The organism is Catellatospora coxensis (genome assembly GCF_016862635.1).
Classification (GTDB): Bacteria; Actinomycetota; Actinomycetes; order Mycobacteriales; family Micromonosporaceae; genus Catellatospora; species Catellatospora coxensis.
In genome coordinates this window covers 102,143-117,396 of the sequence record NZ_BONI01000018.1, presented here as the reverse complement: position 1 = coordinate 117,396, position 15,254 = coordinate 102,143, and the positions used below count along the sequence as shown (strand labels likewise).

The following is a 15,254-nucleotide window of genomic DNA, read 5'->3' as shown; positions in this document are numbered from 1 at the left end:
CGGCCGCCGGTGACGGCGGCCGGGTAAGCCTCAGGCGGTGCGGCGGCGCACGATCCAGACCGCGGCGGCCAGCAGGACCGCGGCCAGGCCCAGGAACGCCGCCGCCTCGACCAGCTGCATGGGCAGGAAACTGCCCGCGGGGTGGTACTCGGTGTAGTGGCGCAGCCCGTGGTCGGCCAGGTAGCGCTCGATCGGGGTGCCCGCGCCGTAGACGGCGTCGCTGTTGCCGTACACCTCGCGGGTGATCGCCACCTCCTCCCGGTCGGTGAGCCGGTGGCCGGTGGCGTCCATCCAGCCGTTCGCGACGACCCACTCGGTCTCCGGCCGCCAGCCGGTGTCGGCGGTGCCGCCCGGCTCGGTGATCCGGACCAGCGGGCTCAGCAGGTACGGCCGCACCGCCTCCTCCACCGGCAGCCGGACCGCCAGGTAGCAGGCGAGCGTGGCGCCCATGGCCGCGATGGTGCGCCGCAGCAGCGCCCCGGCCAGCACGCCGACCGCGAAGGCGAACAGGGTCGCCGCGACCAGGCTCGGGGCGGCGACCACGAACGAGGTGGTACGCAGCCGGTGGCCGTCGATCGCGTCGAGCGGCCCGCGCCACCAGGTGAGCAGTGCGGACAGGGTCAGCGCCAGCACGGCGACGCCCGCGCCGACCAGGGCGAGCCGGGTCAGCAGCCAGCGGGTGCGGGTGACGCTCTGCGTGAACGCCAGCCGCCAGGTGCCCTGCTCGAACTCCCGGGCCAGCAGCGGTGCGCCCACGAAGACGCCCACCAGCGCGGGCAGCAGCGTCGCCCAGATGAACCGGTTGCCCCACTCGCTGTGCCGGTCGAGGAACGCGGCGACGAGCCGCCCGCAGCCCGTGCCGTCCGGGGCGGCGACGCAGGCCGCGACGCCGTCGGTGGTGTACTCGGCGTGCATCGCCGCGCCGGTGACCAGCAGCGGGATCGCGACGCCGGCCAGCAGCAGCGCGGCGACGAGCAGTTCGGCACGGTGCTGGCGCCAGGTGACCCACAGCATGCTCAGGCCTGCCTTTCGTCTGCGGACCGGTCGGTGACGATGCTGAGGCGGCGGCCGGGTTCGGCCGGTTCCGGCGGGGGCGCGCTCGCGGGTCGCGGCGGCTCGGTGTCGGTGCGCGCCAGGTAGGCCAGCACGACGTCCTCCAGCCCGACCGGGTTGGCCTCCCAACGGGGATGCGCGGGCACGTCGGCGGGCTGCCGGACCAGCAGGTGGCTGTGCCGGGTGCCGTGGGTCGCCGCGACCAGGCCGTCGATGCCAGCGGTGTCGTCGCAGCGGGGGCCGGTGAGGATGCGGTGCCCGGCGAGCAGCTCGTCGATGTCACCGGCGAGCCGCACCCGGCCCTGATGCAGCAGCACCAGGTGGTCGCAGACCCGTTCCAGCTCGGTGACCACATGAGAGGAGAGCAGCACCGTCAGGTCCGTCTCGGCGACCGCTTCGACCAGGGTCTTCATGAACTCGCGGCGGGCCAGCGGATCGAGGCTGGCGACCGGCTCGTCGAGCACCAGCAGGCGGGGCTGCTTGGCCAGGGCCAGGGTCAGCGCGACCTGGGCCTGCTGGCCGCCGGAGAGCCGGTCGGCCCGGTGCTCCGTGGGGATGTTCAGCTCGCGCAGCCGGTGCTCGGCTCCGGCCTGGTCGAACCGGGGGTTCATGGACCGGCCGTAGCGCAGCATGTCGGCGACGCTGAAGCCCCGGTAGAGCGGGTGGTCCTGGGCCACGAAGCCGACCTCGGCCAGCCCGGCGGGGGAGTCCATGCGCAGCGGGCGGCCGAACATCGACACCGTGCCCTCGGTGGGTTCGAGCAGGCCGATGGCCAGTTGCAGCAGGGTGGTCTTGCCGGCGCCGTTCGCGCCGACCAGGCCGATGACGTTGCCCTGCGGCAGGTCGAGGGTGCAGTCGCGCAGTGCCCAGGCGCGCCGGCCGTAGCGCTTGCCCAGCCCGCTGAAACGCAGCGCGGACTCGCCGGTCATGCCGCCTCCGTCCGGGCCGCGGTGTTCTCGTCGTCCAGCACCGTGGTGACCAGGGCGCGCACCTGCTCGGGCGCGAGGCCGGCCTCGTGGGCGGACCGGACCCAGGCGCGCAGCCGGGCCGCCAGCTTGACGTGTACGCCGTGCGGCACCTGGTCGTCGTTGCCGATGACGAAGGTGCCCTGCCCGGCCCGGGGCGCGGCGAGCCCGGCGCGTTCGAGTTCGCGGTACGCCTTGGCGACCGTGTTCGGGTTGACGACCAGCGCCGCGGCGACCTCGCGTACGGTCGGCAGCTGCTCGCCGTCGACCAGGTAGCCGAGCAGGAGCCCGCGCCGCACCTGCTCGACGAGTTGCAGGTAGGTCGGCACCCCGGACCGGGAGTCAAGACGGAAGGCGAACACGGCACCACCTCGCGAGACGTGTCTACTAGTGTACTAGTGCGATAGTACACAGGAGATCATGGGGCGCAAGCCCGAGGATCGGTTGCCGGGGGCCTCGGGGAGCCGCGGCGACGCGCGGCTGAAGTAGCCGACGGCATGCCCGCCCCGACCTCCGTCCGCGCGGTCGCGGCGGGCGTGCCTGTTCGTGTACGCCGGTTTCACGACGGTGGAGCCGTGCGCGACGGTGCCGCGGCGGTGCAGGTCACAGCGCTGTCAAAGGCGCGTCAAGAATGCCGTGCCGCTCGTAGCGATGGCGTCAAGAACGCCTATGCGAGCCGTTTTCGGGAGTTCGATTACTCCGTTCCCCTCCGGGCACCCCTCCGGCGGACGAACATAACCGACAAACGGCATCAATTGGTTAAGGAGGCGCACGGTGGCTGACCTGGCTTACGTGCTGCTCACGGTGGGCCTGTTCGCAGTGCTCGCCCTCGTCGTGCGAGGAGTGGAGCGGCTGTGACCGCCAATCTGGTCGGCCTGGTGATCGCCTGCGCGCTGGCGGTCTTCCTGGTCTTCGCCCTGCTGTTCCCCGAGAAGTTCTGAACTCCCGAAAAGAGCTGTCCTCAGATGAGCACGACAACCGCGGGAGTGATCTTCATCCTCTCGCTCCTCGCCGCGCTGGCGGTGGCCTACCGCTACCTCGGTGACTACCTGTTCCGGGTGGTGGCGGCCGAGCGGCACGGCCGCGTCGAGCGCGGCATCTACCGGGCGCTCGGCGTCGACCCGGACGCGGAGCAGTCCTGGGGTGTGTACGCCCGCAGCGTCCTGGCCTTCTCGCTGGTCTCGATCCTGGGCCTGTACGCCTTCCTGCGCCTGCAGGACCTGGTCTTCAGGGTCCCGGACTTCGCGGCGTCGATCGACGAGCGGGTGTTCCCGCACCTGGCCTGGAACACCGCGGTCAGCTTCGTCACCAACACCAACTGGCAGGCGTACTCCGGTGAGTCGACGATGACGCACCTGGTGCAGATGGCCGGCCTGGCGGTGCAGAACTTCGTCTCCGCGGCGGTGGGCATCGCGGTGGCGGTGGCGCTGGTGCGCGGCTTCGCCCGGCGCAAGAGCGAGCGGCTGGGCAACTTCTGGGTCGACCTGACCCGCATCACGCTGCGCATCCTGCTGCCGATCGCCGCGGTCGCGGCCGTGCTGCTGATCGTCGGCGGCGTGGTGCAGAACCTGACCGACGGCACCGCGGCGACCACCCTGACCGGTGCGCAGCAGCACCTCACGGGCGGGCCGGTGGCCTCCCAGGAGGCGATCAAGGAGCTGGGCACCAACGGCGGCGGCTTCTACAACGTCAACTCGGCGCACCCGTTCGAGAACCCGAACGCGTGGACGGACTGGCTGGAGATCTTCCTGCTGACGGTGATCCCGTTCGCGCTGCCGCGGGTCTTCGGCCGGATGGTCAAGGACAACCGGCAGGGGTACGCGATCCTGGCCGTCATGGCGATCATCGCCGTCGCCGGCGTCGCGCTGACCAACGTGTTCGAGCTGCAGCACGCCGGCACCGTCCCGCAGGCGGTCGGCGCGGCGCTGGAGGGCAAGGACGTGCGCTTCGGCGTCTCGAACTCGGCGACGTTCGCCGCGGCGACGACGCTGACCTCGACCGGAGCCGTCAACTCGTTCCACGACTCGTACACCGCGCTCGGCGGCATGATGCCGATCGTCAACATGATGCTCGGCGAGGTCGCGCCCGGCGGTGTCGGCTCCGGCCTGTACGGGATGCTGATCATCGCGGTGATCACGGTGTTCGTGGCCGGGCTGATGGTCGGCCGCACCCCCGAGTACCTGGGCAAGAAGATCGGTGCCCGCGAGATCAAGTTCGCCTCGATGTACTTCCTGATCACCCCCGCGCTGGTGCTGATCGGCGTCGCCGCGGCGATGGCGACGGGCAACTGGAGCACCCAGCTCAACGTCGGGCCGCACGGCTTCTCCGAGGTCGTGTACGCGTTCACCTCCGCCGCGAACAACAACGGCTCGGCCTTCGCCGGCATCACGGTCAACACGCCGTGGTGGGACACCGCGCTCGGGCTGGCCATGCTGCTGGGCCGGTTCCTGCCGCTGATCTTCGTGCTCGGCCTGGCCGGCTCGCTGGCCAGGCAGGCCCCGGTGCCGGCCTCGGCGGGCACGCTGCCCACGCACAAGCCGCTGTTCATCGGCATGGTCGTCGGCGTCGTGGTGATCCTGGTGGCCCTCACCTTCCTGCCCGCACTCGCGCTCGGCCCGCTGGCCGAGGGCCTGTGAGCCCGGCCGCAGAAACAGACAAGGAACAGAGATGACTGTCACATCGGTGGCAACCCCGAACCCGCGCCGCGAGGCGCGCAAGGTCGGCGGCGGGCTGCTCGACCCGAAGCAGCTGTGGAAGTCGCTGCCCGACGCGCTGCGCAAGCTGAACCCGGCGACGCTGTGGCGCAACCCGGTCATGCTGATCGTCGAGGTCGGCGCGGTGTTCACCACGCTGCTGGCGATCACCCAGCCGTCCTGGTTCTCCTGGGCGATCACGGTCTGGCTGTGGCTGACGGTGCTGTTCGCCAACCTGGCCGAGGCGGTGGCCGAGGGCCGCGGCAAGGCCCAGGCCGCGACGCTGCGCAACGCCAAGAAGGACACCATGGCCCGCCGCCTGATCGGCTGGTCCGAGGGAGCCGCGGCGACGCAGTACCGCGAGGAGTCCGTCGCGGCGTCCGCGCTGGCCCAGGGCGACGTCGTGGTCGTCGAGGCCGGTCAGGTCATCCCCGGTGACGGCGACGTCGTCGAGGGCATCGCCAGCGTCGACGAGTCGGCGATCACCGGCGAGTCGGCCCCGGTCATCCGCGAGTCCGGCGGGGACCGCAGCGCGGTGACCGGCGGCACGAAGGTGCTGTCCGACCGGATCGTCGTGCGCATCACGCAGAAGCCGGGGGAGAGCTTCATCGACCGGATGATCGGCCTGGTCGAGGGCGCGAACCGGCAGAAGACCCCGAACGAGATCGCGCTCAACATCCTGCTGGCCGCGCTGACGATCATCTTCCTGCTGGCGGTGGTCACGCTGCAGCCGATGGCGATCTACGCCAAGGCCTGGCAGGGCGCCGCCCCGGACACGGCCTCGTTCGGCCCGGCCGGCATCAGCGGCATCGTGCTGGTCTCGCTGCTGGTGTGCCTGATCCCGACGACGATCGGGGCGCTGCTGTCGGCGATCGGCATCGCCGGCATGGATCGCCTGGTGCAGCGCAACGTCCTGGCGATGAGCGGCCGCGCCGTCGAGGCGGCCGGTGACGTCAACACCCTGCTGCTGGACAAGACCGGCACGATCACCCTGGGCAACCGCCAGGCGTGGGAGTTCCTGCCGGCCGCCGGGGTGACGCCGGCGCAGCTGGCCGACGCGGCGCAGCTGGCCAGCTTCGCCGACGAGACGCCCGAGGGCCGCTCGATCGTGGTGCTGGCCAAGGAGCAGTACGGCCTGCGCGCCCGCGAGGAGGGCCTCATGCCGCACGCCACCTTCATCCCGTTCACCGCCCAGACCCGCATGTCCGGGGTCGACCTCGCCGAGAACGGCGAGGTCCGGCAGATCCGCAAGGGCGCGGCCTCGGCGGTCATGAAGTGGGTGCGCGACAACGGCGGTCACCCGTCCGACGACGTCGGCCCCGCGGTGGACGCGATCTCCGGTCAGGGCGGCACGCCGCTGGTGGTGGCCGAGCTGGCCGCCGGGCAGCCGGCCCGGGCGCTCGGCGTGATCCACCTCAAGGACGTCGTGAAGTCCGGGATGCGCGAGCGCTTCGACGAGATGCGCCGGATGGGCATCCGCACCATCATGATCACGGGTGACAACCCGCTGACCGCCAAGGCGATCGCCGACGAGGCCGGGGTGGACGACTTCCTGGCCGAGGCGACGCCGGAGGACAAGCTCGCCCTGATCCGCAAGGAGCAGGAGGGCGGCCGCCTGGTCGCGATGACCGGCGACGGCACCAACGACGCCCCGGCCCTGGCCCAGGCCGACGTGGGCGTGGCCATGAACACCGGCACGTCGGCCGCCAAGGAGGCCGGCAACATGGTCGACCTCGACAGCGACCCGACCAAGCTGATCGAGATCGTCGAGATCGGCAAGCAGTTGCTGATCACCCGGGGCGCGCTGACCACGTTCTCGATCGCCAACGACATCGCGAAGTACTTCGCGATCATCCCGGCGATGTTCGCGGTGGTGTACCCGAGCCTGGACACGCTCAACATCATGCGGCTGTCCAGCCCGGAGTCCGCGATCCTGTCCGCGGTCGTCTTCAACGCGCTGATCATCATCGCGCTGATCCCGCTGTCGCTGCGCGGCGTGCGCTACACGCCGTCCAGCGCGAGCAAGCTGCTGACCCGCAACCTGTGGATCTACGGTCTCGGCGGCATCGTCGCACCCTTCATCGGTATCAAGATCATCGACATGGTCATCTCGCTCATTCCAGGGATCTCGTGATGCGCACTCCCAGTTGGATCTCCCAGCACCTGGCCGCCGTACGCGCGCTGGTCTTCTTCACGGTGCTGCTCGGCCTGGCCTACCCGCTCGTCATCACCGGCCTCGCCCAGCTCCCGGGCCTGAAGGACAAGGCGGACGGCTCGGTCGTCCAGGTGAACGGCAAGCCCGTCGGCAGCTCGCTGATCGGCCAGTCGTTCACCGACGCCGACGGCAACCCGGTGCCGAAGTACTTCCAGAGCCGCCCCTCGGCGTCCGGGTACGACCCCGACGCCACCGCCGCGTCCAACCTCGGCCCGGAGAGCATCGAGGACACCCTCGGCGACCCGGCCCTCGACCCGAACTCCGAAGACGGCGACGGCAGCAAGCAGGCCCTGCTCACCCAGGTCTGCGCCCGCAGCAAGGCCGTCGGCGACCTGGAGGGCGTCAGCGGCGCCCGGCCGTACTGCACGTCCGACGGCGTCGGCGCGGTCCTGCGCGTCTTCTACACCGGCGGCCTGTCCGGCAAGGTCACCCGCGCGGTCAGCGTCAACCAGGCCTGCCCCGCCACTCCGTTCCTGCCCGTCTACGAGGGCGTGGCCGTGGAATGCGGCCGGTTCGGCGAGGACTACAGCAAGGGCGTGCTCGTCCCCGTGCGGGGCGATGCGCCCGAGACGTCGCCGGTCCCGGCCGACGCGGTCACCGCCAGCGGCAGCAGCCTCGACCCGCACATCAGCGTCGAGTACGCCCAGCTCCAGGCGAAACGCGTCGCCTCCGCCCGCGGCCTGCCCGTCGGCAAGGTCGACGCCCTGATCGGCGAGCACACCGACGGCCGCGCCCTGGGCTTCATGGGCGACCCCGCCGTCAACGTCCTCGAGCTGAACCTGGCCCTCGACCGCCTGTAACGAAGGAAGGGCACCTTGTTAACGGACGTCCGTGTAGAAGGTGCCCTTCCTTTCCTTCGGGAGGGGGAGGGCTTGGGCGGTAGGGTGAGGGAAGAATGACGAAGATCTTGATCGTGGACGACGAGCCGCAGATCCTGCGGGCGCTGCGGATCAACCTGAAGGCCCGCGGGTACGACATCGAACTCGCCGCGGACGGCGCGGGGGCGCTGCGGGTGGCGGGGGCGGCACACCCCGACGTGGTCGTGCTGGACCTGGGCCTGCCCGACATGGACGGTGTCGACGTGATCCGCGGTCTGCGCGGCTGGTCGGCCGCGCCGATCATCGTGCTGTCGGGGCGCACCGGCAGCGAGGACAAGGTGGACGCGCTCGACGCCGGGGCCGACGACTACGTCACCAAGCCGTTCGGGGTCGAGGAGCTGCTCGCCCGGATCCGGGCGGTGACCCGCCGGCACACCGCCGCGCCGGAGGCGCAGAGCACGGTACGCGTCGGCCGGTACACCGTGGACGTGGGCAACCACCAGGTGCGCCCGGTCAGCGGCGGCGGCGACGTGCGGCTGACCCCCACCGAGTGGCACCTGCTCAGCGCCCTGGTGCGCAACCCCGGCAAGCTGGTCAGCCAGCGGCAGCTGCTGCAGGAGATCTGGGGGCCGCAGTACGCCACGGAGACCAACTACCTGCGCCAGTACATGGCCCAGCTGCGGCGCAAGCTGGAGGACGACGCGGCCCACCCGCGCCAATTGCTCACCGAGCCGGGCATGGGCTACCGCTTCGTCCCCCACGACGCCCCCGCCCATGGAGGCTGACCCGGTCATGGCGCGCGGACAGCTGCGCATCTACCTGGGCGCCGCGCCGGGCGTGGGCAAGACCTACGCCGTACTGGAGGAGGCCCAGCGCCGCCGCGGCCGGGGCACCGACATCGTGATCGGCTTCGTCGAGACCCACGGCCGGCAGCACACCGCCGAGATGCTCGACGGGCTGGAGGTCGTGCCCCGCCGCGCGATGGACTACCGGGGCGCGGCGTTCACCGAGATGGACGTCGACGCGGTGCTGGCCCGCGCGCCGCAGGTCGCCGTCGTCGACGAGCTCGCCCACACCAACGTGCCCGGCAGCCGCAACGCCAAGCGCTGGCAGGACATCCAGGAGCTGCTCGACGCGGGCATCACCGTGCTGTCGACGGTCAACATCCAGCACCTGGAGTCCCTCAACGACGTCGTCGAGCAGATCACCGGCATCGTCCAGCGCGAGACCGTCCCCGACCAGGTGGTGCGCCAGGCCGACCAGGTCGAGCTGATCGACATGACGCCCGAGGCGCTGCGCCGCCGGATGGCGCACGGCAACGTGTACCAGCCCGACAAGATCGACGCCGCGCTCGGCAACTACTTCCGGGTCGGCAACCTCACCGCGCTGCGCGAGCTGGCGCTGCTGTGGCTGGCCGACAAGGTCGACGAGCAGCTCGACCGGTATCGCGCCGACCACGGCATCGCCAAGCAGTGGGAGACCCGGGAGCGGGTCGTCGTCGCGGTCACCGGCGGCCCCGAGGGCGAGACCCTGATCCGCCGCGCGGCCCGGATCGCGGGCCGGAGCAAGGGCGCCGACCTGCTGGCCCTGCACGTGGCCCGCTCCGACGGTCTCGCCGGGGCCGACCCCGCGCTGCTGGCCAAGCAGCGGGTGCTGGTGGAGAGCCTCGGCGGCACCTACCACCACGTCGCGGGCGCCGACGTGCCGCGGGCGCTGCTCGACTTCGCCCGCGGCGTCAACGCCACCCAGCTGGTGCTCGGCGCGAGCCGCCGCGGCCGGCTGGCGCAGCTGCTCTCGCCCGGGGTCGGCGTCACCACCACGGCCCTGTCCGGGGCGATAGACGTGCACCTCGTGCCCCACGAGCGGATCGGCCGGGGCAGGCGACCCGCCCTGGGCGGCATCTCCGCGCTGTCCCCGGCCCGCCGGCTGACCGGGTTCGCACTGGCCGTGCTCGGCCTGCCGCTGCTGACCCTGCTGCTGCACACGCTGGGCGAGGGCCTGTCGCTGGCCAGCGACATCCTGCTGTTCCTGGCCATGGTGGTCGTGGTCGCGCTGGTCGGCGGCCTGTGGCCCGCGCTGCTGGCCGCCGTCGCCGGTTCGCTGCTGCTGAACTACTTCTTCACCCCGCCGCTGCGCACCTTCACCGTCGCCAACCGGGAGAACGTGCTCGCGCTGGCCGTGTTCATCCTGGTCGGGGCCGCGGTCAGCGCGGTCGTGGACCTGGCGGCCCGGCGTACCCGCGAAGCCGCCCGCGCCTCGGCCGACGCCGGCACGCTGGCCACCGTCGCCGGCAGCGTGCTGCGCGGGGCCAGCCCGCTGCAGGCGCTGCTGGAGAACCTGCGCGAGACCTTCCAGCTCGACGCGGTCACCGTGCTGGAGCGGCGCGACGACGTGCCGCCCGCGCCCGACTGCCAGGGCGACCCCACCGCCTGGCGGGTGGCCGCCACGGTCGGCGGGCAGCCCTGCGTCACGCCGGGGGAGGGTGACACCGCGGTGGCCGTCGACGACCAGGTCACCGTGGTGCTGCGCGGCCCGGTGCCCCCGGCCGCGGACCGGCGGATCATCGAGGCGTTCGCCGCCCAGGCCGCGATCGCGCTGCGCCAGGAGCGGCTGGCCGCCGAGGCCGCCAGGGCCAAGCCGCTGGCCGAGGCCGACCGGATGCGCACGGCGCTGCTCGCCGCGGTCAGCCACGACCTGCGTACACCGCTGGCCTCGGCCGTCGCCGCGGTGGAGGGCCTGCGCAGCGACGACGTGGCGTTCAGCGACGAGGACCGGCGCGAGCTGCTGGCCACCGCGGCCGAGTCGCTGGACCGGCTGTCCCGGCTGGTCGCGAACCTGCTGGACATGAGCCGGCTGCAGGCGGGGGCGCTGGGCGTGGCCGCCGTGGACGTCTGGCTCGACGAGGCGGTGCCCACGGCGCTGGACGAGCTGGGTGCGCCGGGCCGGGAGGTGCGGGTGCGCATCCCGGACGACCTGTCGGCCGTACGCGCCGATCCGGGCCTGCTGCAGCGGGTGCTGGTGAACGTCGTCAGCAACGCGCTGCGCTTCAGCCCGCCGGACCGCCCGCCGCTGGTCACCGCGAGCGAGCACGGCGAGCTGGTCGAGCTGCGCGTGGTCGACCACGGGCCGGGCATCCCCGAGGAGCAGCGCGACCGGGTGTTCCTGCCGTTCCAGCGGCTCGGCGACCGCAGCAACGACACGGGTGTCGGCCTGGGCCTGGCCCTGTCCCGGGGCCTGGTCGAGGCGATGGGCGGCACGCTGCTGCCCGAGACGACCCCCGGCGGCGGCCTGACCATGGTGCTCAACCTGCCCGCCGTGCCGACCTCGGCGGGCCTGACCGCGACCGAGGCGGCCGCCGCGGACCGCGCCTTCGCCGAGGGCCTGCACCGCCCCGCCGAGGGCCCGCACCGCCCGGCCGACGGCGAGCGCGCCGGTGACGTGGCGGAATCGACGCGCCGGGACCAATGACCGGGCGGCATCGGTGAGCCGCCCTCGCCGCGCGGCCGGCGAGCACCTTCACCTGTTGTCATGCCGCTGAGCGCGCTCGCCGGGTCAGGCCGCCGGCCGTCGCAGCACGGTGACCGCGAAGTCGGCGCCGGCGTGCCACGGCCGCAGGTCCCAGGTGGCGAAACGCTGCTCGACCAGCAACCCGGCCTGTGCCGCGTGGGCGTCGAAGCCGGCCACGGCGTATCCGCGCCCGGTGCCGAAGCCGACCACCACCGGCCCGTCGGGCCGCACGTGCGCGCCGACCCGGCGCAGCACCTCGGCCTCGGTGTCCGGCGCGAGGTAGAGCATGACGTTGCCGGCCAGGATCGCGGCGTCGAACAGCCGCCGCTGCCCACCCGCCGTCAGGTCGAGTTCGGTGAGGTCGCCCACCAGCCACTCGATCTCGGGGAAGTCCTCGCGCGCCGCCGCGATCAGGGTCTCGTCGGCGTCCACGCCGAGCACCGTGTGCCCGCGTACGGCCAGCGCCGCGCCGACCCGGCCACTGCCGCAGCCCGCGTCGAGCACGGTCGAGCCGGGCGCGATGATCGCGTCGAGCGTGCGCGCCTCGCCCGCGAGATCGTGGCCCTCGGCCGCCAGCTGCCGGAACCGGTCGGCCATCCGCTGGGCGTGCCCGCGCTCGGTGTCGGTCGCCCACCGCGTCTGCCGTGCCATGGCACCCCTTCCTCGCTCCGTCACCGCCACCCTGTCAGGTCGCGGAGCCGGGTCAGGAGGCGGGTCCGCGCTGCCTGGCCTTGTGCTCGGCCCACTGGTCCAGCAGCGACGGCAGGTTGTCCTGCACCCACTGGTAGAAGTCGCGCATCCCGGCGAGCTTCGCCCCGGCCGGGGTGTGCTCGCCGCCCGCCGCGGCCACGGCCTGCCCCGCGGCGTCGCTGATCGTCTTGAGCAGGCTCATCTTGGCGACGGTCACCTCGTACCAGGAGTCGTCGACCATGCGGTAGCGGTCGCGGCGCGAGCCCGGCACCGGCTCCCTGGCGACCATGTTCAGGTGGACCAGGTAGCGGATCGCCCCGGAGATGCCGGCCGGGCTCACGCCGAGGCGTTCGGCCAGCTCGGCGGCGGTCATCGCCGGCTCGTCGGCGGCCATCAGGGTGAAGACCACGCGGCCGGCCATGCGCGGGAAGCCCCAGTCGGCCAGCGTCCGGGCCATGTATTCGACGAAGCTGCGCATCGCCTGCTCATCGCGCTGCGGCGGGGAGTGTGCCACGTGACCTCCGTCAAGATTTCGTCAAGACTGTAGCTTTCGTACTTTCACAAACTTGTGAAATGAGTGTAGCGTCCAAAACATGGACAACGCCATTTCAGTGGTCGGCCTGACCAAGAGTTTCGGCCAGGCCAAGGCCCTCGACGGCCTGGATCTGACGGTCGCACGCGGCGAGGTGCACGGCTTCCTCGGCCCCAACGGCGCCGGCAAGACCACCACGATCCGCATCCTGCTCGGCCTGCTCCGGGCCGACGGAGGCACCGCCACGCTGCTCGGCGGCGACCCCTGGCGCGACGCCGTCGCGCTGCACCGCCGCCTGGCTTACGTGCCCGGCGACGTCACCCTCTGGCCCAACCTCTCCGGCGGCGAGGTCATCGACCTGCTCGGCCGGCTGCGCGGCGGCCTCAACGCCGCCAAGCGCAAGGACCTGCTCGAACGCTTCGACCTGGACCCGAGGAAGAAGGGCCGCGCCTACTCCAAGGGCAACCGGCAGAAGGTCGGGCTCATCGCCGCGCTCGCCTCCGACGTCGAGCTGCTGCTGCTCGACGAGCCGACCTCGGGCCTGGACCCGCTGATGGAGGAGGTCTTCCGGCAGGTCGTCGCCGAGGAGACCCGCAACGGCCGCACCGTCCTGCTGTCCAGCCACATCCTGTCCGAGGTCGAGGCGCTGTGCGACCGGGTCAGCATCATCCGGCAGGGCCGCACCGTGGAGACCGGCACCCTGGCCGAGCTGCGCCACCTCACCCGCACCCACATCACCGCCGAGCTGGCCACCCCGCCGAACGGCCTGGCCCAGCTGCCCGGGGTGCACGACCTGAAGACCGACGGGGCCACCGTGCGCTTCCAGGTCGACCAGGCCGAGCTCGACGCGGTGCTGCGCCAGCTCACCACCCATGGCGTACGCGGCCTGGTCAGCCAGCCGCCGACGCTGGAGGAGCTGTTCCTGCGCCACTACGAGACGGAGCCGGTGCGATGACCTCCCTCACCGGAACCGGCACCCTGGTCCGGCTGATCCTGCGCCGCGACCGGGTGCTCATGCCGATCTGGATGCTGTGCATGGCGCTGCTGCCGATGGGCCTGGCCTCCGGCACGGCGAGCCTGTACCCGACCGACGCCGGCCGCCAGGGCTACATCGACTCCCTGGCCGCCAGCCCCATGCTGCTGCTGTTCTACGGCCAGAAGCCCGCGGAGCCCAGCCTCGGCGCGCTGATCTTCTGGCGGTCCGCCACCGGCATCGTCATCATGGGCCTGATCGGCCTGCTCGTCGTCATCCGGCACACCCGGGTCGAGGAGGAGGCCGGCCGCCGGGAGCTGCTCGGCTCCGCCGTCGTCGGCCGCCACGCGGCCCTGACCGCCGCGGTGCTCACCGTCTCCGGGGCCAGCCTGGTCGTCGGCGTGCTGGTGGCGCTCGGCATGATCAGCCAGCAGACCCCCGCCTCGGGCGCGTTCGCCATGGGCTTCGCGTGGGCGTTCGCGGGCATCCTGTACGCCGGCGTCGGCGCGCTCGCCGCCCAGCTCACCACCGGCGCGGGCACCGCCCGGGGCATTGCGGGCGCGGTGCTCGGCCTCGACTTCCTGCTGCGCGGCGTCGGCGACGTCGCGGGTGGCGGCCTGTCCTGGCTGGCCTGGGCCACCCCGCTGAGCTGGGTGTACAAGGTGCACGCCTACACCGACGACCGCTGGTGGCTGTTCGCGATCTGCGCGGCCGTCACGGTGGTGCTGGCGTACGCCGCGCTGCGCCTGTCGGCCCGCCGCGACCTCGGCGCGGGCCTGCTGCCGCCGCGCCTCGGCCCGGCGACCGCCCCCGCCTCGCTGAGCAGCGCGTTCGGCCTGGCCTGGCGGCTGCACCGCGGCTCGCTGCTCGGCTGGACGGTCGGCCTCGGCGTGGTCGGCGGCGTGCTGTTCGGCGGCGTCGCCAAGACGGCGAGCAGCCTGCTCGAAGGCAACGGCCAGCTCACCGAGATCATGGAACGCATCGGCGGCAAGTCGGTGGCCTCCGACATCTTCGTCGGCGGCTCGCTCGGCATCGGCGCGATCGCGGTGGCCGCGTACGGCATCTCGGCCGCGCTGCGCATGCGCACCGAGGAGGCGGCCCTGCGCAGCGAGCCCGTGCTGACCGCCGGGGTCTCCCGGCTGCGCTGGGCGGCCGGGCACCTGACGTTCGCGCTGCTCGGCCCGACCGTGGTCATGGCGGCCACCGGCCTGTTCGCGGGACTCGTGTACGGAGCCAGCACCGGGGAGATCGGCCGCCAGGTGCCCCGGGTCGTCGGCGCCGCGCTGGTGCAGATGCCCGCGGTGTGGCTGCTGACCGGCCTGACCGTGGCCGCGTACGGGCTGCTGCCGCGGCTGTCGCCCGCCGTCGGCTGGGTGGCGCTGTCGCTGTGCGTCCTGCTCGGCCAGGTCGGCGCGGCACTGCAACTGGACCAGCTCGTGCTGGACGTGTCCCCGTTCACCCACATCCCGCACCTGCCCGGCCCCGCCGCCGTCCCGGCGACCCCGCTGTTGGTACTGACCGCGCTCGCCGCCGCCCTCACCGCAGCCGGCCTCGCCGCCCTCCGCAACCGCGACATCCCCGTCACCTGACCCCCTCCAACCGTCCCGTCCATCCGTCCACCCGTCGGCCCCTCGGCTCGCCCGTCCGCCCGCCCGTCCGCCCGTCCGCCCGTCCGCCCGTCCGCAATAGACGGTGGCCTATCACATCGAATAATCGCGCCTCGGATTCGATGTGATAGGCCACCGTCGATGGAGCATGGGGGCGCGGGCGGCGGCCGAGCGGCTCGCCGGGTGATTCGCTCGTCGCGA

At 72.6% G+C, this 15,254-nt stretch carries 13 protein-coding genes; 8 read left to right on the top strand and 5 right to left on the bottom strand.

The window, feature by feature from the left end; translation table 11 throughout:
• Positions 1-30: 30 nt before the first annotated feature.
• The 3 genes from Cco03nite_RS13295 to Cco03nite_RS13285 are packed head-to-tail and all read right to left on the bottom strand — an operon-like array spanning position 31 to position 2,380.
• Complete coding sequence (locus Cco03nite_RS13295) at positions 31-1,014, bottom strand: ABC transporter permease (protein WP_203692350.1); 984 nt, start codon at positions 1,012-1,014, stop codon at positions 31-33.
• A 2-nt stretch (positions 1,015-1,016) separates the two neighbouring features.
• Positions 1,017-1,982: an ABC transporter ATP-binding protein gene (locus tag Cco03nite_RS13290; protein ID WP_203692349.1), complete on the bottom strand. Its 966-nt coding sequence runs from the start codon at positions 1,980-1,982 to the stop codon at positions 1,017-1,019.
• Complete coding sequence (locus Cco03nite_RS13285) at positions 1,979-2,380, bottom strand: GntR family transcriptional regulator (RefSeq protein WP_203692348.1); 402 nt, start codon at positions 2,378-2,380, stop codon at positions 1,979-1,981. The genes Cco03nite_RS13290 and Cco03nite_RS13285 overlap by 4 nt, the downstream gene beginning before the upstream one ends.
• Positions 2,381-2,872: 492 nt before the next feature.
• On the opposite strand from Cco03nite_RS13285, the gene kdpF reads away from it, so the two are divergent.
• From kdpF to Cco03nite_RS13255, 6 genes are all read left to right on the top strand, one after another.
• Positions 2,873-2,959: a K(+)-transporting ATPase subunit F gene (gene kdpF / locus Cco03nite_RS43140; RefSeq protein WP_120315222.1), complete on the top strand. Its 87-nt coding sequence runs from the start codon at positions 2,873-2,875 to the stop codon at positions 2,957-2,959.
• 24 nt (positions 2,960-2,983) lie between these two features.
• The gene (gene kdpA / locus Cco03nite_RS13275) at positions 2,984-4,654 is read left to right on the top strand and encodes a potassium-transporting ATPase subunit KdpA (protein WP_203692347.1); all 1,671 of its coding nucleotides are present in this window, start codon (positions 2,984-2,986) and stop codon (positions 4,652-4,654) included.
• Between the two features lie 31 nt (positions 4,655-4,685).
• Entirely contained in the window at positions 4,686-6,845 is a 2,160-nt protein-coding gene (gene kdpB, locus Cco03nite_RS13270) for a potassium-transporting ATPase subunit KdpB (RefSeq protein ID WP_203692346.1), read from the top strand.
• The gene (locus Cco03nite_RS13265; RefSeq protein ID WP_203692345.1) at positions 6,845-7,726 is read left to right on the top strand and encodes a potassium-transporting ATPase subunit C; all 882 of its coding nucleotides are present in this window, start codon (positions 6,845-6,847) and stop codon (positions 7,724-7,726) included. The genes kdpB and Cco03nite_RS13265 overlap by 1 nt, the downstream gene beginning before the upstream one ends.
• A gap of 95 nt (positions 7,727-7,821) precedes the next feature.
• Complete coding sequence (locus Cco03nite_RS13260) at positions 7,822-8,529, top strand: response regulator (RefSeq protein WP_203692344.1); 708 nt, start codon at positions 7,822-7,824, stop codon at positions 8,527-8,529.
• A gap of 7 nt (positions 8,530-8,536) precedes the next feature.
• Positions 8,537-11,212 carry a DUF4118 domain-containing protein gene (locus tag Cco03nite_RS13255; protein ID WP_203692376.1) on the top strand — a complete coding sequence of 892 codons (2,676 nt, stop codon included), beginning with the start codon at positions 8,537-8,539 and terminating at the stop codon, positions 11,210-11,212.
• An 84-nt stretch (positions 11,213-11,296) separates the two neighbouring features.
• Here Cco03nite_RS13255 and Cco03nite_RS13250 read toward each other — a convergent pair whose 3' ends face one another.
• Both Cco03nite_RS13250 and Cco03nite_RS13245 read right to left on the bottom strand, forming a co-directional pair.
• The gene (locus Cco03nite_RS13250; protein ID WP_203692343.1) at positions 11,297-11,902 is read right to left on the bottom strand and encodes a class I SAM-dependent methyltransferase; all 606 of its coding nucleotides are present in this window, start codon (positions 11,900-11,902) and stop codon (positions 11,297-11,299) included.
• A gap of 52 nt (positions 11,903-11,954) precedes the next feature.
• Positions 11,955-12,455 carry a GbsR/MarR family transcriptional regulator gene (locus tag Cco03nite_RS13245; protein WP_239167345.1) on the bottom strand — a complete coding sequence of 167 codons (501 nt, stop codon included), beginning with the start codon at positions 12,453-12,455 and terminating at the stop codon, positions 11,955-11,957.
• Between the two features lie 79 nt (positions 12,456-12,534).
• On the opposite strand from Cco03nite_RS13245, the gene Cco03nite_RS13240 reads away from it, so the two are divergent.
• Positions 12,535-13,428, top strand: a complete 894-nt coding sequence (locus tag Cco03nite_RS13240; RefSeq protein ID WP_203692342.1) for an ABC transporter ATP-binding protein — start codon at positions 12,535-12,537, stop codon at positions 13,426-13,428.
• Positions 13,425-15,035, top strand: coding sequence for an ABC transporter permease (locus tag Cco03nite_RS13235; RefSeq protein WP_203692341.1), 1,611 nt, complete (start codon positions 13,425-13,427; stop codon positions 15,033-15,035). Before Cco03nite_RS13240 ends, Cco03nite_RS13235 begins: the two co-directional genes overlap by 4 nt.
• Positions 15,036-15,254 lie beyond the last annotated feature (219 nt).

What these genes read in the sequence shown, in the direction of transcription:
- Cco03nite_RS13250 (WP_203692343.1), bottom strand. Translation starts at nt 11,902, where the DNA reads ATGGCACGGCAGACGCGGTGGGCGACCGACACCGAGCGCGGGCACGCC.
- Cco03nite_RS13290 (WP_203692349.1), bottom strand. Translation starts at nt 1,982, where the DNA reads ATGACCGGCGAGTCCGCGCTGCGTTTCAGCGGGCTGGGCAAGCGCTAC.
- Cco03nite_RS13295 (WP_203692350.1), bottom strand. Translation starts at nt 1,014, where the DNA reads ATGCTGTGGGTCACCTGGCGCCAGCACCGTGCCGAACTGCTCGTCGCC.
- Cco03nite_RS13265 (WP_203692345.1), top strand. Translation starts at nt 6,845, where the DNA reads ATGCGCACTCCCAGTTGGATCTCCCAGCACCTGGCCGCCGTACGCGCG.
- Cco03nite_RS13260 (WP_203692344.1), top strand. Translation starts at nt 7,822, where the DNA reads ATGACGAAGATCTTGATCGTGGACGACGAGCCGCAGATCCTGCGGGCG.
- kdpA (WP_203692347.1), top strand. Translation starts at nt 2,984, where the DNA reads ATGAGCACGACAACCGCGGGAGTGATCTTCATCCTCTCGCTCCTCGCC.
- kdpB (WP_203692346.1), top strand. Translation starts at nt 4,686, where the DNA reads ATGACTGTCACATCGGTGGCAACCCCGAACCCGCGCCGCGAGGCGCGC.
- Cco03nite_RS13240 (WP_203692342.1), top strand. Translation starts at nt 12,535, where the DNA reads ATGGACAACGCCATTTCAGTGGTCGGCCTGACCAAGAGTTTCGGCCAG.
- Cco03nite_RS13235 (WP_203692341.1), top strand. Translation starts at nt 13,425, where the DNA reads ATGACCTCCCTCACCGGAACCGGCACCCTGGTCCGGCTGATCCTGCGC.
- Cco03nite_RS13255 (WP_203692376.1), top strand. Translation starts at nt 8,537, where the DNA reads ATGGCGCGCGGACAGCTGCGCATCTACCTGGGCGCCGCGCCGGGCGTG.